At 67.8% G+C, this 18056-nt stretch carries 16 protein-coding genes; 11 read left to right on the top strand and 5 right to left on the bottom strand.

Annotated elements, in window-relative coordinates; genetic code table 11:
* Window positions 1-184 precede the first annotated feature (184 nt).
* Window positions 185-1417 carry a dipeptidase gene (locus tag AC3A4E_RS06615; RefSeq protein WP_487630721.1) on the top strand — a complete coding sequence of 411 codons (1233 nt, stop codon included), beginning with the start codon at window positions 185-187 and terminating at the stop codon, window positions 1415-1417.
* A 69-nt stretch (window positions 1418-1486) separates the two neighbouring features.
* Here the strand turns inward: AC3A4E_RS06615 and AC3A4E_RS06610 are convergent, their stop codons facing one another.
* Complete coding sequence (locus AC3A4E_RS06610; RefSeq protein WP_487630720.1) at window positions 1487-2791, bottom strand: porin; 1305 nt, start codon at window positions 2789-2791, stop codon at window positions 1487-1489.
* 290 nt (window positions 2792-3081) lie between these two features.
* On the opposite strand from AC3A4E_RS06610, the gene pstS (AC3A4E_RS06605) reads away from it, so the two are divergent.
* From pstS (AC3A4E_RS06605) to rnt, 7 genes are all read left to right on the top strand, one after another.
* Window positions 3082-4116: a phosphate ABC transporter substrate-binding protein PstS gene (gene pstS / locus AC3A4E_RS06605; protein ID WP_487630719.1), complete on the top strand. Its 1035-nt coding sequence runs from the start codon at window positions 3082-3084 to the stop codon at window positions 4114-4116.
* Between the two features lie 366 nt (window positions 4117-4482).
* The gene (gene pstS, locus AC3A4E_RS06600; protein WP_487630718.1) at window positions 4483-5574 is read left to right on the top strand and encodes a phosphate ABC transporter substrate-binding protein PstS; all 1092 of its coding nucleotides are present in this window, start codon (window positions 4483-4485) and stop codon (window positions 5572-5574) included.
* Window positions 5575-5748: 174 nt separating this feature from the next.
* Window positions 5749-6723 (top strand): phosphate ABC transporter permease subunit PstC, encoded by a 975-nt coding sequence (gene pstC / locus AC3A4E_RS06595; RefSeq protein WP_487630717.1) that lies wholly within the window; start codon window positions 5749-5751, stop codon window positions 6721-6723.
* Window positions 6723-7613, top strand: a complete 891-nt coding sequence (gene pstA, locus AC3A4E_RS06590; RefSeq protein ID WP_487630716.1) for a phosphate ABC transporter permease PstA — start codon at window positions 6723-6725, stop codon at window positions 7611-7613. Before pstC ends, pstA begins: the two co-directional genes overlap by 1 nt.
* Window positions 7614-7632: 19 nt before the next feature.
* A complete protein-coding gene (gene pstB, locus AC3A4E_RS06585) occupies window positions 7633-8460 on the top strand; it encodes a phosphate ABC transporter ATP-binding protein PstB (protein ID WP_487630715.1) in 828 nt (275 codons plus the stop codon).
* Between the two features lie 143 nt (window positions 8461-8603).
* Window positions 8604-9308, top strand: coding sequence for a phosphate signaling complex protein PhoU (gene phoU, locus AC3A4E_RS06580; protein WP_487630714.1), 705 nt, complete (start codon window positions 8604-8606; stop codon window positions 9306-9308).
* Between the two features lie 87 nt (window positions 9309-9395).
* Window positions 9396-10082 carry a ribonuclease T gene (gene rnt, locus AC3A4E_RS06575; protein WP_487630713.1) on the top strand — a complete coding sequence of 229 codons (687 nt, stop codon included), beginning with the start codon at window positions 9396-9398 and terminating at the stop codon, window positions 10080-10082.
* A gap of 9 nt (window positions 10083-10091) precedes the next feature.
* Here rnt and AC3A4E_RS06570 read toward each other — a convergent pair whose 3' ends face one another.
* The 3 genes from AC3A4E_RS06570 to AC3A4E_RS06560 form a co-directional block, all read right to left on the bottom strand.
* Window positions 10092-11222 (bottom strand): metallophosphoesterase, encoded by a 1131-nt coding sequence (locus tag AC3A4E_RS06570; protein ID WP_487630712.1) that lies wholly within the window; start codon window positions 11220-11222, stop codon window positions 10092-10094.
* Window positions 11223-11382: 160 nt separating this feature from the next.
* Window positions 11383-11697 carry a quaternary ammonium compound efflux SMR transporter SugE gene (gene sugE / locus AC3A4E_RS06565; protein ID WP_487630711.1) on the bottom strand — a complete coding sequence of 105 codons (315 nt, stop codon included), beginning with the start codon at window positions 11695-11697 and terminating at the stop codon, window positions 11383-11385.
* Between the two features lie 143 nt (window positions 11698-11840).
* Window positions 11841-12611: a Crp/Fnr family transcriptional regulator gene (locus AC3A4E_RS06560; protein ID WP_487630710.1), complete on the bottom strand. Its 771-nt coding sequence runs from the start codon at window positions 12609-12611 to the stop codon at window positions 11841-11843.
* Window positions 12612-12772: 161 nt separating this feature from the next.
* Here AC3A4E_RS06560 and parC point away from each other — a divergent pair, with 161 nt between their 5' ends.
* Both parC and AC3A4E_RS06550 read left to right on the top strand, forming a co-directional pair.
* Complete coding sequence (parC, locus tag AC3A4E_RS06555) at window positions 12773-15016, top strand: DNA topoisomerase IV subunit A (RefSeq protein WP_487630709.1); 2244 nt, start codon at window positions 12773-12775, stop codon at window positions 15014-15016.
* Window positions 15017-15102: 86 nt separating this feature from the next.
* Window positions 15103-15762, top strand: a complete 660-nt coding sequence (locus AC3A4E_RS06550; RefSeq protein WP_487630708.1) for a thiopurine S-methyltransferase — start codon at window positions 15103-15105, stop codon at window positions 15760-15762.
* 187 nt (window positions 15763-15949) lie between these two features.
* Here AC3A4E_RS06550 and bfr read toward each other — a convergent pair whose 3' ends face one another.
* The gene (bfr, locus tag AC3A4E_RS06545; protein ID WP_487630707.1) at window positions 15950-16447 is read right to left on the bottom strand and encodes a bacterioferritin; all 498 of its coding nucleotides are present in this window, start codon (window positions 16445-16447) and stop codon (window positions 15950-15952) included.
* A gap of 193 nt (window positions 16448-16640) precedes the next feature.
* Between bfr and AC3A4E_RS06540 the strand changes: the two genes are divergently transcribed.
* Window positions 16641-17999 carry an Hsp70 family protein gene (locus tag AC3A4E_RS06540; protein WP_487630706.1) on the top strand — a complete coding sequence of 453 codons (1359 nt, stop codon included), beginning with the start codon at window positions 16641-16643 and terminating at the stop codon, window positions 17997-17999.
* The last annotated feature ends 57 nt before the right edge of the window (window positions 18000-18056 follow it).

Here is an 18056-nt window from a genome sequence, read left to right as displayed (position 1 = left end):
AGACCGGTGTCGGCACCGTCTCCCGCAGCGTGCGGCTGCACATGCTACCCGCAGCCTGCCGCGTGCGACCGGTGCATGACGGCACTTGACGCTGCGTTCCGCGCATGTCGCCAGTCCGTCTCCGCATGCACCGCGACGCCGCGGGATGCGACCATCGGGACAGTTCCCTCACCGACGCGCCCGCATGAAACCACTGTTGTCCGGTCTCGCCCTCGCCCTGTCGTTCGCCTGCGCCCCCGCATTCGCCGACGACACCGTCTCCGCCGACGCCCGCGCCCTGCACGAACGCATCCTCACCCTCGACAGCCACCTCGACACGCCGATGTTCTTCGGCCGCGACGGCTGGGACATCCTGCAGCGCAATGACCAGCCGCCGCTGGCCAGCCAGGTGGATCTGCCGAAGATGATCGAAGGCGGTCTCGACGGCGGCCTGTGGGTGATCTACACCGGCCAGCGCGGACGGACCCCCGAAGACGATCGCGCGGCGCGTGACGCAGGCCTGGTGCGGCTGGTCGAGATTCGCGAGCTGCTGGCCGCGCATCCCGACACCTTCGAACTCGCGCTCACCGCCGACGACGCCGTGCGCATCCGCGATGCCGGCAAGCGTGTGGTCTACATCAGCATCGAGAACGCCTCGCCGCTGAGCGCGGACCCGTCACTGCTGGCGCTGTATCACCGCCTCGGCGTACGCGTGCTCGGACTGGTGCACACCTCCAACAACGATTTCGCCGATTCGGCGAGTACGCCGCCGGAATGGAACGGGCTCAGCGACAAAGGCCGCGCACTCGTCGCGGAGGCCAACCGACTGGGCATCGTGCTCGATCACTCGCATGCGTCCGACGCGGTATTCGACCAGCTGATCGAGCTGTCCAAAGCGCCGATCATCCTCAGCCATACCGGCGCGGACGCGGTCTTCGAGCATCCGCGCAACATCGACGATGCGCGCATCCGCACGCTTGCCGAACACGGCGGCGTGATCCTGGTGAACTCGCTGGGCAGCTATCTGATCGACACCGGCGCCACGCGCGCCTACCAGAGCGATCTGCGCGCGCTGTACGAACGCTTCGGCGGCCGCGCGAACCTGAGCGAGGCCAATTACGCGCAGTTCGACCGCCTGCGCAGCGAACTGGATGCGAAGCATGGTCTGAAGAAGGCCACGCTCGACGATTACTTCGCCCACATCCTGCACATCATCGAAGTCGCCGGGCCCGAGCATGTCGGATTTGGTGCGGATTGGGACGGCGGCGGTGGTGTGGTCGGACTGGAAGACGTATCGGATCTGCCGAAGATCACCGCGCGGCTGCTCGAGGCCGGATACACCGAAACGCAGATCGAGGCGATGTGGAGCGGCAATCTGCTGCGCGTGTTGCGGCAGGCACAGGCGCTCGCCGGTGCGGACAGCGCCCAGACGCGTTGACCGGCCGCCCAGAACGCAGAAGGCCCGCGGCAATCGCCGCGGGCCTTCCGGACGAACGGTTCGCTTCGATCAGAACGAGAACTGGGTCCGCAGTGCGTACTGGCCGGTCTCGTCACCGGTGAAGGTGTTGTCGCCCTTCGTGTAATTGAACATGAAGCGCAGGTTCGGATTGACGTAGTAGTTCATGCCGACGATCCAGCTGCTGACGTCCATGTTGGAGACGTCCTTGTTCTCGATCGTGTCGTAGCGCGCGGTCAGCTCCCACAGGCCGCGGTCGGCGACCTTGGGCGAGGCGAAGATGCCGTTGCCCGGCTTGTAGGCCTTGTGGCCACCGTTGAGCAGCCAACTGCCCTGCACGTACCACGTGGCCAGATCCTGGTCGCCGCCGAGCGGACGGCCGTAGGTCGCGTTCGCATACTCGGCCTGGAAGAACAGCGGGCCGAACGAACCGGCGGCTTCGACGCCGACCGCGGTGACCTGGTTGCGGCTCGCGCCGGTGGTCGTGGCGATGGTCTGCGACGGGCCGCGACGGCCGGCGTAGTTCGCGGCGGCGGTGAAATCGGCCGAGCCCTGGTTGAGATTTTCCTGGCTCGCCCAACCGCCGAAGTGCAGCGTGCTCTCTTCGGTGTTGATCGGCGCGAACGTGACGCGGCCGGCCGCGCCGACGCCCTCGTTGCGGACGCCCGAGGCGCTGCGCAGGTTGAACACCGACAGGCCCGCGGTGTAGTTGCCATCGGCGCGCATGTAGCCCACGCCCTGCTGGAACTGGCGACCGTTGAACAGGCCGGTCGCGGTGGAGAACGGACGCTCCATCATCAGGATCTCGTTGGAGCTGGTGAGTTCCTCCATCGAGCGGTAGGGCTTGAAGTGACCGATGGTGAACTTGCCGCCCAGCGCCGACTTGGCGATATAGACGTCGCGGAAGCCCTCAAGGCCGCTGCCCGCACTGAAGTCCTGCTCCAGCTTGTAGTCCCAGCCGTAGGCCTTGCCCTGCAGGGTCAGACGCGCGCGGCGGAATTCGGTGGTGCCGGTGCTCGCCGCGGTGTCGCGGTCGAACGCGTAGGCGTCGAAGTGGATGCGGCCGCCGGCCGAGAACTCGAACTTCTTGTCGGCGGACGTGACCTTCAGGCCGCCCTTGGTGTCGACGACCGGCATCGTGGTCGCCATCTTGTCCAGGCTCTCCTGCGTGCCGATGTTGATGTCGGACTGCGCATCGGTGCGGACTTCGAGTGCGTCGATCTTGGCCTGCATTTCGGCCAGCTGCGCACGCAGTGCGGCGACTTCGGAATCCCGGTTCTGGCTCTGGGCGGCGGCGGAGAACGACACGGACGCGACGGCAAGTGCGACAGACGCGGCCAGGATGGAATGACGCATGGTGGATTCCCGAGGAGAGTGAGGTATGGATCGCCCTCCGCACGCGTGCCACGCCGGCTGCAACCGTCGTGGCGTTAAGCGCCCGTTAGCGACGGTGCGCAGACTGCGCAGGTTTGCTGACAGTCCGATGGCGCGCAGATGACAGAAACATGACATCGCATTCCGCAGCCCGGACCGCTGCGCCCGCACCGCGTCATCGATCCGTCACCCGATTGACCCGGAACCGTCATGGTCCCCGCGTGAAATACGGCCCGCGGCGACACAGGCCGTCCATCACTCCAGGGAACCCCATGTACGCACTGCTCAAGAACCGTGTCACGGCCGTCGCGCTGTCGACCACGCTGCTGGCGACCTCGTTCGCCGCACCCGCCATGGCCAACGACGTGACCGGCGCAGGCGCATCGTTCGTCTACCCGGCCATGACCCGCTGGTCCGCCGATTACCGCACCGCCACCAGCAAGCAGATCAACTACCAGTCGATCGGCTCGGGCGGCGGCATCGCCCAGATCAAGGCCGGCACGGTGGACTTCGGCTCGTCCGACGCACCGCTGACGCCGGAAGACCTCGCCAAGTCCGGCCTGGTGCAGTTCCCGTCGGTCATCGGCGGCGTGGTGCCGATCATCAACGTCGACGGCGTGGCTGCGGGCGCGATGAAGCTCGACGGCGCGACGCTGGCCAACATCTTCCTCGGCCGGATCACCCGCTGGAACGACCCGGCGATCACCGCGCTCAACGGCGGCATCAACCTGCCCGACATGCGCATCACCGTCGTGCATCGCTCGGACGGCTCGGGCACCACGTTCAACTTCGCCAACTACCTGGCCAAGGTCAGCCCGGAGTGGAAGAGCGGCGTCGGTGAAGGCACGTCGCTCAAGTGGCCGGTCGGCATCGGCGGCAAGGGCAATGAAGGCGTCGCCGCCTACGTCCGCCAGATCCGCGGTGGCATCGGCTACGTGGAACTGTCGTACGCACTGCAGAACCGCCTCGCCTACTCGCGCCTGCAGAACGCCGCCGGCAACTTCGTCAATCCGAGCGAAGAAACCTTCTCGGCTGCCGCCGCCAGCGCCAACTGGGCTGCGACCCGCGATTTCCACCTGGTCATGACCAATGCGCCGGGCGAGAACTCCTGGCCGATCACCGCGACCAACTTCATCCTGATGCACCGCCAGCCGCGCAACCGTGCCGGCGCCAAGAACGCGCAGGAGTTCTTCCGCTGGGTCTACGCCAACGGTGGCACCCAGGCACGCGCACTGGGCTACGTGCCGCTGCCCGCGCCGCTGGTGCAGCAGATCGAACGCTACTGGGCCGAAAACGCCCGCTATTGAACCCAGCACCACAGAACACGCACGTCTCTCTCTTTTCCTCCACGGGCCTTCGGGCCCGTTTTTTTTTGCCTGTTCCGCCACGCCGGGTGGCCGGGCGTGCAGGCGTCGACCGGGCGCACCGCTGCGCATCCGCGGTCTCCAGGCGCCCGAGCGCCTCCGATCAACGCCGAGCGCCCGGGTGCATGTGTCACGACGCAGTGAGCGTCTGATGTCGCCCCCGTTGCCTTGGTAGCGCACTGCGCCGCGCCCGTCGGTTGCGGCTGTCACAGCCGGAGATGACGGGCGTCATACGGCTGTAACAAAAACATCATTTCATGTGCGGACCGAGGCGACGCCCAGCGTTGCCGCCTTCACATGGAGTTCCGCATGTCCCGTCAGACGGTCCGGATTGGCGCCCTCGCGTTGTCCTCGCTCATCTTCCTCGCCGCGTGTGGCGGCAATACCGACGCCCCCGCGGGCCAGACCGCCGATGGCGCGCCCGCCCCGGCCCAGCCGGCCGGCGACCGCGTCGCCGCCGACATCTCCGGCGCCGGTGCCTCCTTCATCTTCCCGCTGGTGTCCAAGTGGTCGGCCGACTACAACGCCGCCACCGGCAACCGCGTCAACTACCAGTCGATCGGCTCGGGCGGCGGCATCGCCCAGATCAAGGCGGGCACGGTCGACTTCGGTTCGTCGGACAAGCCGCTCGACAGCGCCGAACTGCAGGCCGCGGGCCTGGGCCAGTTCCCGTCCGCCATCGGCGGCGTGGTGCCGGTGCTCAACGTCGACGGCCTGCAGCCGGGCCAGCTGAAGCTGACCGGCGCGCTGCTCGGCGACATCTTCCTGGGCAAGGTCGCCAACTGGAACGATCCGGCGATCGCCGCGCTCAACCCGGGCGTGACCCTGCCGGCCGGCAAGATCAGCATCGTCCACCGTTCGGACGGCTCGGGCACGACGTTCAACTTCTCCAACTACCTGTCCAAGGTCAGCGAAGAGTGGAAGTCCAAGGTCGGCGAAGGCACCTCGGTGCAGTGGCCGGCCGGCGTGGGCGGCAAGGGCAACGAAGGCGTCGCGTCGTACGTGCAGCAGATCAAGGGCTCGATCGGCTACGTCGAGCTGGCGTACGCGCTGCAGAACAACATGCCCTACGCCTCGCTGCAGAACGCGGCCGGCAACTGGGTGCAGCCGAGCGAGGACAGCTTCGCAGCCGCTGCCGCGACCGCCGACTGGGCGAGCGCGCAGGACTTCAACCTGGTCATCACCAACGCGCCCGGTCCGGACGCGTGGCCGATCACCGCGACCAACTTCATGCTGATGCACAAGCAGCCGAAGGACGCCGCGCGCAGCCAGGCCGCACTCGACTTCTTCAAGTGGGCGTTCGAGTCGGGCCAGACGCAGGCCAGCGAGCTGCACTACGTGCCGCTGCCGCCCGAGCTGGTGCAGCAGATCGAGGCCTACTGGGCCGCCGAGTTCAAGTGATGCCCCATGCCGCGCGCGGTGCGCGCGGCTGACGTCGCGTCATCCCGTGACCTGGACGCGCTCCCACGCGCCAGGTCACGGGGTGACCCGCCCTCCGGCTGTTGAACAGCCTTCCGGCCTCCGCCGGAACGACGGTCCCGAACCGCTCCGCGGCTCTCCTTTTCCGGACTCCCCATGAACGCCGCCACCCTCCATGCCGCGCCACCGGCTCCGAGCAAACGCGATATCCGCGATGCGCGCGCCGATCGCCTGTTCAAGATCGTCCTGACCGCCACCGTCGTCTTCGTGATGCTGGCGCTTGCCGGCGCCGCACTGTCGATGCTGTGGGGCGGGCGTGATGCCCTGTCCTCGCAGGGCCTGTCGTTCTTCACCAGCGCCGACTGGAATCCGGTCGAGAACCGCTACGGTGCGCTCGTGCCGATCCTGGGCACGATCACCACTGCACTGATAGCCATGCTGATCGCGGTACCGGTCAGCTTCGGCATCGCCTTCTTCCTGACCGAGGTCGCGCCGCGCTGGCTGCGCGGGCCGGTCGGCACCGCGATCGAACTGCTCGCGGGCATTCCCTCGATCATCTACGGCATGTGGGGCCTGTTCGTGCTCGTGCCGGTGATGACGACCTACGTCACGCCGTTCCTCAACGATTACCTGGGTGCGATTCCCGGCATCGGCATCCTGTTCCAGGGGCCGCCGCTGGGCATCGGCACGCTGACCGCCGGCTTCGTGCTCGCGATCATGGTCATCCCCTTCATCTCGGCGGTCATGCGCGAAGTGTTCCTCACCGTGCCGACGCGTCTGAAGGAATCGGCCTACGCGCTCGGCGCGACGAAGTGGGAAGTGAGCTGGGACATCGTGCTGCCGTACACGCGCTCTGCGGTCATCGGCGGCGTGTTCCTCGGCCTCGGCCGCGCGCTGGGCGAGACGATGGCGGTCGCCTTCGTCATCGGCAACTCGGTGCGCCTGACGCCCTCGCTGCTCGAGCCCAGCACCACCATCGCGGCACTGATCGCCAACGACTTCGGTGAGGCGACCGAGACCTACCGTTCGGCGCTGCTGCTGCTCGGCTTCGTGCTGTTCCTGGTCACCTTCGTCGTGCTGGCCATCGCCCGCCTGATGCTGATGCAGCTGTCCCGCAAGGAGGGCAAGTAATGGCCGTCGCCACCGTCACCGAGCGCGAGCGCCAGGTCGCCGACCGCCTCTACGCGCGCCGCCGCGTGCACAACGGCATCGCCATCGCGATGGGATGCCTGACCGCCGCGTTCGGCCTGTTCTTCCTCGGCTGGATCCTGTGGACGCTGGTGTCCAAGGCCGCCGGCGGCATCAATCCCGCACTGTTCACCCAGATGACGCCGCCGCCGATGGTCGAAGGCGGCCTGCTCAACGCCTTCTTCGGCAGTGCGGTGATGTGCGGCATGGCGATCGCCATCGGCACGCCGCTGGGCGTCGCCGCTGGCACCTGGCTGTCGGAGTTCGGTCGCGCCCGCAAGGCCGGCGTCGTGGTGCGCTTCATCAACGACATCCTGCTCTCGGCACCGTCCATCGTGCTCGGTCTGTTCGTCTACACCGCATTCGTGATGACCACCGGCGGCCGCTTCTCGGCGCTGGCCGGCGCGATCGCACTGGCCTTCATCGTATTGCCGGTGGTCGTGCGTACCACCGACGAGATGCTGCAGCTGGTGCCCACGCAGATGCGCGAGGCCGCGCTGTCGCTCGGCGTGCCGCAGTGGAAGGTCGTCGTGCAGGTCCTCTACCGCAGCGCCTCGGCCGGCATCGTCACCGGCGTGCTGCTCGCGCTGGCCCGCATCTCCGGCGAGACCGCACCGCTGCTGTTCACCGCGTTCGGCAACCAGTACTGGAACAACAACATCATGCAGCCGATGGCCAGTGTGCCGGTGGTGATGTACCAGTACGCCGGCAGCCCGTACGAGTCCTGGCAGCAGCTGGCCTGGGCCGGCGCGCTGGTGCTCACCTGTTTCGTGTTGCTGGTCAGCCTGGGCGCTCGCGCCATCCTGCTGCGCAACAAGATCTCCCATGACTAACCTCAGCCTGGACCCGTCCATGAACGACCTCCACACCGCTCCGTCGCAGCGCATCCAGCTGGCGACGCATGCGCGCACGCAACTGGCGCCGACGCCGGTCAAGATCGCCGCGCGCGGGCTGAACTTCCACTACGGCGATTTCCACGCGCTCAAGAGCATCGACCTGGAGATTCCCGAAAAGCGCGTGACCGCGCTGATCGGTCCTTCGGGCTGCGGCAAGTCGACCCTGCTGCGCATCTTCAACCGCATCTATGCGCTGTATCCGAAGATGACGGCGAGCGGCGAGCTGCTGCTCGACGGCGAGAACATCCTGTCGCCGAAGTACCCGATGAACCGTCTGCGTTCGAAGGTCGGCATGGTGTTCCAGAAGCCGGTGCCGTTCCCGATGACGATCTTCGAGAACGTCGCCTACGCGATCCGCCATCACGAAAAGCTGTCCAAGGCCGAGCTCAACGTGCGCGTCGAGCAGGCCCTGACCCAGGCGGCGCTGTGGACCGAGGTCAAGGACAAGCTGGGCCAGAACGCGCTGGGCCTGTCCGGTGGCCAGCAGCAGCGTCTGTGCATCGCGCGCGCCGTGGCGCTGCGTCCGGATGTGCTGCTGCTCGACGAGCCGACCTCGGCACTCGACCCCATCTCCACCAGTCGCATCGAGCAGCTGGTCGAGGAACTCAAGGTCGACTACACGATCGTCATCGTGACCCACAACATGCAGCAGGCGGCGCGCGTCTCGGATTTCACCGCCTTCATGTATCTGGGCGACCTGATCGAGCACGACACCACCGAGACGATCTTCTCCAATCCCTCGAAGCAGCAGACCGAGGATTACATCACCGGTCGCTTCGGCTGAGACAGGCCGGCTTGCGCGGCATTGCCGCGCGGCCTGCCGAACGCCACACGCGCTGTGTGTGGCCGGACGGGCGCAGTCTGCCGGTTCGCAGTTGACCCGAGCTCCCCATCGCACATCGTCGCCACTCTTCCAGGTTTCCCGCCATGCCCAACCAACTGAACGACCACATCGTCAAGAGCTACGACGACGAGCGCAGCCGTCTGATCAACGAGATCCTGCGGATGGGCGAGATGGCCGCCGCGCAGCTGGAATCAGCGCTGGACGTCGTGGAGCGTCGCGACGACAAGGCCGCCGAGCGCATCATCGCCAACGACGACGCGATCGACGCGCTCGAGCACGAGGTCAGCCAGGACGTCATGAAGCTGGCGCTGCGCGGCCCGATGGCGCGCGACCTGCGCGAGATCCTGTCCGCGCTGCGCATCGCCGCCGACATCGAACGCATCGGCGACTACGCCGCCAACGTGGCCAAGCGCTCCACCGCGCTCAACCTCGCACCGCCCCTGCCCTACACCCGCGGCCTGACCGTGCTCGGTGAGCTGGCAGTGCGCCAGGTGCGTGAAGTGCTGGTCGCGTTCCGCGACAGCGATCCGGAAGCGGCGCAGCGCGTGCGCGCCCAGGACGCGGAGATCGACACGGTCTACACCGGCCTGTTCCGCGAACTGCTGACCTACATGATGGAAGATCCGCGCGCGATCACGCCCTGCACGCATCTGCTGTTCATGGCCAAGAACATCGAGCGCATCGGCGACCACGCGACCAACATCGCCGAAAACGTCTGGTTCCTGGTCAAGGGCGACGAGCCGCTGCCGCCACGCGACAAGCGCGACTTCACCAACACCGTCACCTGAGCGCCGCGCGACGCAATGCTCGCCATCGGCACGTGTGCGCCCGCACACGTGCCGGCCGCGTCGCCCGGCTCTGCTAGGCTTGCGCGCATGATCGAAACCGCAGCACCCGACCAGGCATCCGCAGACGATGCCGCCACGTCCCATTTGCCGATGTCCCGCCGCTTCCGCGGCTTCCTGCCGGTCGTCGTCGACGTCGAAACCGGCGGGTTCGAGTCACGCCGTCACGCCCTGCTGGAGATCGCGGCGATTCCGCTGGATCTCGACGAGGACGGACGCCTCGTCCCCGGTGCGTCCGTGCACGCGCACGTCGAACCGGCCGACGGCACGCACATCGATCCGCAGTCGCTCGAAGTGACCGGCATCGACATCCACCACCCGTTCCGTTTCGCCAAGCCCGAACGCGACGCGCTCGACCACATCTTCGCGCACGTGCGCAATGCAGTGCGCCACCACAACTGCCAGCGCGCGATCCTGGTCGGGCACAACGCGCATTTCGACCTGGGCTTCGTCAACGCCGCGGTCGCCCGCACCCAGCACAAGCGCAACCCGTTCCACCCCTTCAGCGTGTTCGATACGGTCACGCTGGCCGGTGTGGCGTACGGCCAGACGGTCCTCGCGCGCGCGGTCCAGGCCGCCGGCCTGCAGTGGGACCAGGCGCAGGCGCATTCGGCGCTGTACGACACCACGCTGACCGCGCAGCTGTTCTGCCGCATCGCCAACGCCTGGCCGACGATGGCGACGGCCGCCCCGGACGCGACAGACACCGACGACTGACCGCAGCCGTTAGTCGGGCGCGCGCCGCAGCGTGATCGTGGTGATCTCCGAGGGCACGCCGATCCGCGTCGCGAAGCCCGGCCACAGGCCGGCACCGTTGCTGACGTAGAGCTGCATGCCGTCGACCGGATACAACCCGGAGACGAAACCGCCATTGGCCCGCGCGACCAGCCGGTCCATGCCGACGATGTGGCCGCCGTGCGTGTGGCCCGACAGCTGCAGCGCGACACCGCGCGTGGCGTTCGTGCGGGCCTCGACCGGGCGGTGGTCGAGCAGGATCACAGTGGCCTGCGGGTCCGCACCTTCCAGCGCCGCGTCGAGATCCGGCGTGGGCAGGTTGCGCCCTGCGGCGACCGGATCGGTGACACCCGCGATGGTCAGTGCCGCAGGTCCGCGCTCGATGCGCAGGTGCGCGTTCTCCAGCACCACCATGCCCAGCGCGCGGAACGCGTCCATCCATTCGCTGTAGGCGCTGTAGTACTCGTGGTTGCCGGTGATCGCGATGACGCCGTCGGGCGCGCGCAGGTCCGCCAGCGGGCGCACGTCGTCGGCGCGTGCGGTCGTGCTGCCGTCGACGAGGTCGCCGGTGATGACGATCAGGTCGGGCTGCTCCGCGTTGGACGCGGCGACGACCCCGGCGACCCAGTCGCCGGTCAGCAGCCGGCTTGCATGGATGTCGGTCAGCTGCAGCACGCGGTAGCCGTCGAAGGCCTGCGGCAGACCCGCGATCGACACCTCGACCTGGCGGACCTGCGGCACCACCATCGCCTGCCACGTGCCATAGCCCGATATCAGCAGTGCGAGCAGCGCCGCGCCGGGCCGCAGCCACGGCCCGCGCAAGGTGCCGAGCGCCCGGCGTCGACGCAGCGCCCAGACCAGCAAAGTGACGACATCGAGCAGCAGCACGAACACCGCGGTCAGCAGCAGGGCGATGAAACCGGTGCCCAGCGCGGCGATGACGAGCTTGGGCAACTCCGGCGAGGCCATGGTGCCGGCGAAGCGCGCGACGATGCGATGGTGCAGCGCCAGCCCGTAGACCAGCACCGCCAACCCGGCGCGGACCGGCCAGGGCAGTCGCAGCGGCAGCACCACACGCAGGACGAGATAGGACGCAAGAACGATCGCAACGACGCTCAGCACAGGCAATTCCGGCAACAGTCGACAGGCAGCCCGTGCGAAACGGACCGACGTGGGCCGGCCATGGTCGACGATGCGGCTGGCGCATGCCAGCACCCGCGGGCCCGCCCGCGCCGGAAAGCTGTGTTGCGGCCTGCACGGCTGACCGTGCAGGCCGTGCGCATCAACCGGCGAGCTTGAGCCCGATGATCCCGGCCACGATCAGGGCCAGACTCACCAGACGCGCGGGACTTGCGGCGTCGCCCAGCAGCACGATCCCCAGGATCACCGTTCCCACCGCGCCGATGCCGACCCAGACCGCGTAGGCCGTGCCGACCGGCAATTCGCGCATCGCGATGCCGAGCAGGCCGATGCTGACCACCATGGCCGTGACCGTGCCGACCGTCGGCCAGAACTTCGTGAATCCCTCGGTGTACTTCAGGCCGATCGCCCAGCCGATCTCGAACAGGCCGGCAAGTACCAGAATGGTCCAGGACATACGAGAAACCTCCATCGTTGCGATGGGGTCGTCCCCTGTCTGGATGGAGCGGCGGGGTCGTCCCCGCTTCCTGTCGCCTGCAGTATCGCCTGGCGCCGCGCGGGCCTGATGACCGCCAGGCAACCACATGGCGCGGCGACCCGTTACATCCCGGCTGCGCGTCGCAACGCCGGCACGTCGACCAGATCGATCCGCCGCGGATCCTCGAATGCGATCGCCCCGCTCTGCCGCAGCCTGGTGAAGCTGCGGCTCACCGTTTCGATCGTCAGCCCCAGATGGTCGGCAATGTCGGCGCGGGTCATCGGCAGGTCCACGTGATGGACTGCCCCGCCGCGCCGCTGCTGGCGCTCGCCCAGTTCGACCAGGAACCCGGCCAGACGCTCACCCGGGCCGAGCCGGGCGAGCAGCATCAGACTGCCGCGCGTCGCATCGAGTTCGCTGCAGGCCTGGGCGAGCATTCCCGATTCGAGGTCGGGATAGCGCTGGCACAGGCTGCGCATCGACTGCATCGGGAACACGCACAGCACGCAGTCGGTCACCGCTTCGAGCGTATGCCGGTACTGCGGCGCGCCACTGAAGCCGATGAAATCGCCCGTCATCAGAAAGCCTGCGACCAGCCGGCGGCCGTCGGGCAGCAGGCGCACACGGCGCAGCATGCCGCGGGTGACGGTGTAGACCTCGCGGCGTGGATCGCCTTCGCTGGCGAGCGTGGCGCCGATGGGCAGCAACACTTCACCGGCGGTGGCTTCGAGCGCGTGGGTGTCGGCCTCGGGAATGGACGCGCAGATCGCGAGCGGGCGCGCCAGACAGCCGTCGCAGCCGCCGTGCGGTGCACGCTTCGGGCTGCCGGCCGCGGCATGACGCGCGGCGCCGGCAGGCTCGGCGTAACTGCGCGGTCTCGGCTTGGTGTCCATACGTGACCATGATACCCGCCACGCATCCGCCGACCGCCGATGCCCCGTCGGCGCCCGGTGGCGGGCCTGGCCCCTGCCCGCTGGCGTCGACAACGCATCGCAACGCAGCACCTGCGACCACCACCCGCTAAAATCCCGGTTCCACCGTAGATGCTGTCCCGATGACCGAGTCCGTCCGCACCCCCTTCCATGGCTTCGAGCAGCTGCCGCTGCGCGAGTTCGCCGAGCGCGCCTACCTCGACTATTCGATGTACGTGGTGCTCGACCGCGCGCTGCCGTTCATCGGCGACGGCCTCAAGCCGGTGCAGCGCCGCATCATCTACGCGATGAGCGAGCTGGGCCTGGGCGCGGCGTCGAAGCCCAAGAAGTCCGCGCGCACCGTCGGCGACGTGATCGGCAAATACCATCCGCACGGCGACAGCGCGTGCTACGAGGCGCTGGTGCTGATGGCGCAGCCGTTCTCGTACCGCTACCCGCTGATCGACGGCCAGGGCAACTTCGGTTCCAGCGACGATCCGAAATCCTTCGCGGCGATGCGTTACACCGAATCGAAGATGACGCCGATCGCGGAGATGCTGCTGGCCGAACTCGGCCACGGCACCGTCGACTGGACCGACAACTTCGACGGCACGATGCAGGAGCCTTCGTGGCTGCCGGCACGTCTGCCGCACCTGCTGCTCAACGGCACCACCGGCATCGCCGTCGGCATGGCCACCGACGTGCCGCCGCACAACGTCAACGAGATCGTCAGCGCCTGTCTGCGTCTGCTCGATGATCCCGACGCGACCGTGCGCGACCTGTGCGAGCACGTGCGCGGCCCGGACTATCCGACCAGCGCCGAGATCATCACGCCGTCCGCCGACCTGCTGCACATGTACGAGACCGGCCACGGCAGCGTGCGCGCGCGCGCGACGTTCGAGAAAGAACACACCAACATCGTCATCACCGCGCTGCCGCACCAGGTCAGCCCGAGCAAGGTGATCGAGCAGATCGCAGCGCAGATGCGCGCCAAGAAGTTGCCGTGGCTGGAAGACATCCGCGACGAATCCGACCACGCCAATCCGGTGCGCGTGGTGCTGATTCCGCGCTCCAACCGCGTCGACGCCGAACAGCTGATGGGCCATCTGTTCGCCACCACCGATCTCGAGAAGAGCTATCGCGTCAATCTCAACGTGATCGGGCTCGACGGGCGTCCGCAGGTCAAGAACCTGAAGATGCTGCTGTCGGAGTGGCTGCAGTTCCGCACCAACACCGTGACCCGCCGCCTGACCCATCGCCTGGAGAAGGTCGAGCGTCGCCTGCACCTGCTCGATGGCCTGCTGGTCGCGTTCCTCAATCTCGACGAGGTGATCCACATCATCCGCACCGAGGACGAGCCGCGTGCCGTGCTGCAGGCGCGGTTCGAACTCAGCGACGACCAGGTCGACTACATCCTCGAAACCCGTCTGCGCCAGCTCGCGCGCCTGGAAGAGATGAAGATCCGCGGCGAACAGGCCGAGCTGGAAAGCGAGCGCGACCGCCTGATCACGACGCTGGAGAGCAAGACCAAGCTGAAGAAGCTGATCAAGGACGAACTGCAGGCCGATGCCAAGAAGTACGGCGATGTGCGTCGTTCGCCGCTGGTCGCACGCGGCGCCGCGCAGGCGCTCGACGAAAGCGATCTGGTGCCGAGCGAGCCGGTGACGATCGTCGTCAGCGAGAAGGGCTGGGTGCGCGCAGCCAAGGGCCACGACGTAGATCCGGCCGGCATGAACTATCGCGACGGCGACAGCCTGCTCGCGTTCGCGCGCGGCCGCACCACGCAGCAGGTCGCGTTCCTCGATTCGACCGGCCGCAGCTATTCCACCGTCGCGCATTCGCTGCCGTCGGCGCGCGGCAACGGCGAACCCCTGACCGGCCGTTTCTCGCCGGCTGCAGGTGCCTCGTTCCAGGCGGTCGTGGCCGGCGAAGCCGACGCGCGCTTCGTGGTCGCGTCTTCGCACGGCTACGGCTTCGTGACCCGCTTCGAGAACCTCACCGGCCGCCAGAAGGCGGGCAAGGCGATGCTGTCGTTGTCGCCGGGTTCGACGGTTCTGCAGCCGGCCGCGGTGCGCGCTGTCGATGCCGACCGTCTGGTCGTGGTGACCAGCGCCGGTCATCTGCTGGTGTTTCCGGTCGCCGAACTGCCGGAACTCGACAAGGGCAAAGGCAACAAGATCATCGAGATTCCGAAAGCCAAGCGCGGTACCGAACAGGTGGTCGCACTCGCTGTGGTCGCGCCGGGCAGCGCGCTGCTGGTGCGCTCGGGCGCACGCACGATGACGCTGTCGTTCAAGGAACTCGACGCCTACATCGGCGCACGTGCATCGCGTGGTGGCCTGCTGCCGCGCGGCTGGCAGAAGGTCGAAGGGCTGCACGTCGAGTGATGCGCTGCATGCGCGCGTGGCGACGACCGGTCGCCACGCGCATCTGATCGTCGCGATCGCGACGCCGTCCTGATTCTGGAGCCGTCATGCACCCCGGGTTCTGGCACGAACGCTGGTCGCACAACCGCATCGGCTTCCACCTCGATGCGCCCCTGCCGCTGCTCCTGAAACACTGGCCCACGCTCGGCCTCGCGACCGATGCCCGCGTGTTCGTGCCGCTGTGCGGCAAGTCGCTCGACATGGTCTGGCTGGCCGGATGCGGCCATCGCGTGCTCGGTGTCGAACTGTCGGAACTGGCGGTGCGCCAGTTCTTCGTCGAACGTGACCTGGTGCCGGCGATGCATGAAACGGCTGCCGGCGTGCATTTCGTCGCCGGTGCCTATGAGCTGATCGTCGGCGACGCCTTCGCACTGCAGGCCGACGTGCTCGCGGACTGCACCGCCGTCTACGACCGTGCGGCCCTGATCGCACTGCCGCCAGATCTGCGCCGCACCTATGCGGCCACCGCGTGGCGGCGTCTGCCGGCGGGATGTCACGGGTTGCTGGTCACGCTGGAGTATCCGCAGGCGGAGAAGTCCGGCCCGCCGTTCTCGGTGGTGGCCGACGAGGTGCATGCGTTGCTCGATGACGACTGGCGGATCGACGCCGTCGAGCGGCGCGACATCCTGGCGCACGAGCCGGGATTCATGGCCGATGGGGTGACCGCGCTGTCGACCGCGGTCTACCGGGTGGCGCGCCGGGATTGATCCTGGCCTTCTGTCGACCGGTTCCGGTCGTCTGCGCGTGGACGCATGCGCGCATCCCCGCCGACGTCCCGAATCCGCGCAGGCCGAGATGAAGACCCGGGCACTGCGGGCTCCGGAAACGGAAACGCCCGCGACTGGCGCGGGCGTCCTCGAAACGTACGCGATGGGTTGAACGCCGCCCCCGCGTTCAACCCACGCCGGCGTGCGTGCCTGCAGCCTCGCCCATGCGGCTCTGCTGGTAGCGCTCCAGACCGATCATGGTGATCAGCCGCAGCTGCTTCTCCAGCCAGTAGGTGTGGTCTTCCTCGGTGTCGGCGAGCTGGGTCACCAGCACTTCGCGGCTGACGAAATCGCCGTGCCGCTCGCACAGCGCGATGCCCTTGGCGAGGTTGTCGCGGACCAGATACTCGAGATCGAGATCCTTGCGCAGCATCTCCTCGACCGTGACGCCGGGTTCGAACGCATCGGGCCGCATGTCCGGCGTGCCCTCCAGGAACAGGATGCGTCGCAGCAACGCATCGGCGTGCTGGGTCTCCTCTTCCATCTCGTGGTTGATGCGCGCGTACAGATCGTGCAGACCCAGATCCTCGTAACGACGCGAATGGAGGAAGTACTGGTCGCGGGCTGCCAGCTCGCCACGGAGCAGGAACTTCAGGTAATCGACGACTTCGGAATGGCCTTTCATGACGGCTGCTCGCAACGCTGGAATGCCCGCAGTATGCCGACCTGCGGATGACGATGATCGGATGGGAATGCATGCATTTCGCATTCTCAGGCAGCCCGCTCCGTCAGCCGTCCGGCCGTGCCGCGCATCCCGCTGTCGCATGCGTTGCTGCGCGCTTCGGCGTAGACTCCGGCGCCTTCCATCGGGCGTCCACATGAAGATCGGCATCGATTTCGGTACCAGCTACTCCGCCGCCGCTGCGCGCATCGGCGACCGTCTGGTCCACATCCAGTTCGACGGGCACCCGCAGTTCCGGACCGCGGTGTTCTTCCCGACCACCCTGCCCGATCTCGACGCGTTCGCGCTTGACGACGCGATGGAAGCCGAGGTCGAGGCGCTGATCCGCAGCCTGCGCAACGACCAGGCCCGCGCAGGCGGTGCGCCGCGTCCGTCCGCGCAACTGCGCCGCGACGCGATCCGCATCGTGCGCCGGCAGTGGCTGGACGCCCGCATGCGCGATGCGCACGCGTCGGCGGCGGACCTGCAGCACGCGGTATTCGGCGAAGCGGCGATCGAAAACTATCTGCTCGAAGGCAGCGGCAATCTCGTGCAGTCGCCCAAGTCCATGCTGGGTTTCAACCTGCACCCGCGCGCCAAGGAGACGATCACCGGCATCGCCGCGCACATCCTCGAACACATCCGCCTGACCGCGGGCCAGCAGCTCGGCACTACGGTGCGCTCGGCCACGCTGGGACGGCCGGTGCGCTTCCGCAGTTCGCTCGGCGAAGCCGGCGGCGAACAGGCGCTGGCCCTGCTGCGCGACGCGGCGGCGCAGGCCGGGTTCGATTCGATCGAGTTCCTCGAAGAACCTGCAGCTGCGGCCCTGCATTACCACGCCGAAAGCCCGCAGCGGCACACGACTCTAGTCGTCGACATCGGCGGCGGCACCACCGACATCGCACTGGCCGAGGTCGGTGGCGATGGCGCGCCGCGCGTGCATCGCGCCTGGGGCGTGGCCAACGGCGGCACCGACGTCGATCTCGCGTTGAGCATGGCCCAGGTCATGCCGCTGTTCGGCAAGGGCGCCAGCCGCATTCCGGTGCATCACTTCGTCGAGGCGGCGACGGTGCAGGACATGCCCCGCCAGCGCGAGTTCCATGCCCGCGACTTCCGCCACGTCGACGCGCCGTTCGGCACACGGCTGGAGGCGCTGCAGCGCGATGGCGGCACCACCCGCCTGTACCGCGGCGTCGAAGGCATGAAGGTGCGGCTGAGCGGGCACGATGACGCGGACCACGCACTGGACTACATCGAACGGGGTCTGCACGTGGCGGCCACGCGGGTCGATCTCGAAACCGCCAGCGCGCGCTTTCTCGACACCATCGGCGGCCTGCTCGACGAGGTGCGTGGCGATCTCGATGCGCCGCCCGACAGCCTGTTCCTGACCGGCGGCATGTCCGGCGCGCCCTATGTGCAGGCCGCGGCGCAGGCACGTTTTCCGCAGGCGCGTATCGTGCGCGGCGATCCGTCACTGGGCGTGGTGTCCGGGCTGGCCGAGCACGCGCGCAACTGAGTCACCGGGCCGGCCCGCAACATGCCCGTGGAATAATCGGACCGCGCCGCATCTGTC

The organism is Luteimonas sp. Soil_N_1 (assembly GCF_057656255.1).
The sequence above is the reverse complement of the archived record's forward strand: the minus strand, read 5'-3'. Positions and strand labels throughout refer to the sequence as shown.

Excerpts from the sequence above, each read along its gene's own strand:
- rnt (WP_487630713.1), top strand. The coding sequence starts at position 9,396 with ATGATCGAAACCGCAGCACCCGACCAGGCATCCGCAGACGATGCCGCC.
- pstS (WP_487630719.1), top strand. The coding sequence starts at position 3,082 with ATGTACGCACTGCTCAAGAACCGTGTCACGGCCGTCGCGCTGTCGACC.
- pstS (WP_487630718.1), top strand. The coding sequence starts at position 4,483 with ATGTCCCGTCAGACGGTCCGGATTGGCGCCCTCGCGTTGTCCTCGCTC.
- parC (WP_487630709.1), top strand. The coding sequence starts at position 12,773 with ATGACCGAGTCCGTCCGCACCCCCTTCCATGGCTTCGAGCAGCTGCCG.
- phoU (WP_487630714.1), top strand. The coding sequence starts at position 8,604 with ATGCCCAACCAACTGAACGACCACATCGTCAAGAGCTACGACGACGAG.
- pstC (WP_487630717.1), top strand. The coding sequence starts at position 5,749 with ATGAACGCCGCCACCCTCCATGCCGCGCCACCGGCTCCGAGCAAACGC.
- sugE (WP_487630711.1), bottom strand. The coding sequence starts at position 11,697 with ATGTCCTGGACCATTCTGGTACTTGCCGGCCTGTTCGAGATCGGCTGG.
- AC3A4E_RS06560 (WP_487630710.1), bottom strand. The coding sequence starts at position 12,611 with ATGGACACCAAGCCGAGACCGCGCAGTTACGCCGAGCCTGCCGGCGCC.
- bfr (WP_487630707.1), bottom strand. The coding sequence starts at position 16,447 with ATGAAAGGCCATTCCGAAGTCGTCGATTACCTGAAGTTCCTGCTCCGT.
- AC3A4E_RS06540 (WP_487630706.1), top strand. The coding sequence starts at position 16,641 with ATGAAGATCGGCATCGATTTCGGTACCAGCTACTCCGCCGCCGCTGCG.
- pstB (WP_487630715.1), top strand. The coding sequence starts at position 7,633 with ATGAACGACCTCCACACCGCTCCGTCGCAGCGCATCCAGCTGGCGACG.
- AC3A4E_RS06610 (WP_487630720.1), bottom strand. The coding sequence starts at position 2,791 with ATGCGTCATTCCATCCTGGCCGCGTCTGTCGCACTTGCCGTCGCGTCC.
- AC3A4E_RS06550 (WP_487630708.1), top strand. The coding sequence starts at position 15,103 with ATGCACCCCGGGTTCTGGCACGAACGCTGGTCGCACAACCGCATCGGC.
- AC3A4E_RS06615 (WP_487630721.1), top strand. The coding sequence starts at position 185 with ATGAAACCACTGTTGTCCGGTCTCGCCCTCGCCCTGTCGTTCGCCTGC.
- pstA (WP_487630716.1), top strand. The coding sequence starts at position 6,723 with ATGGCCGTCGCCACCGTCACCGAGCGCGAGCGCCAGGTCGCCGACCGC.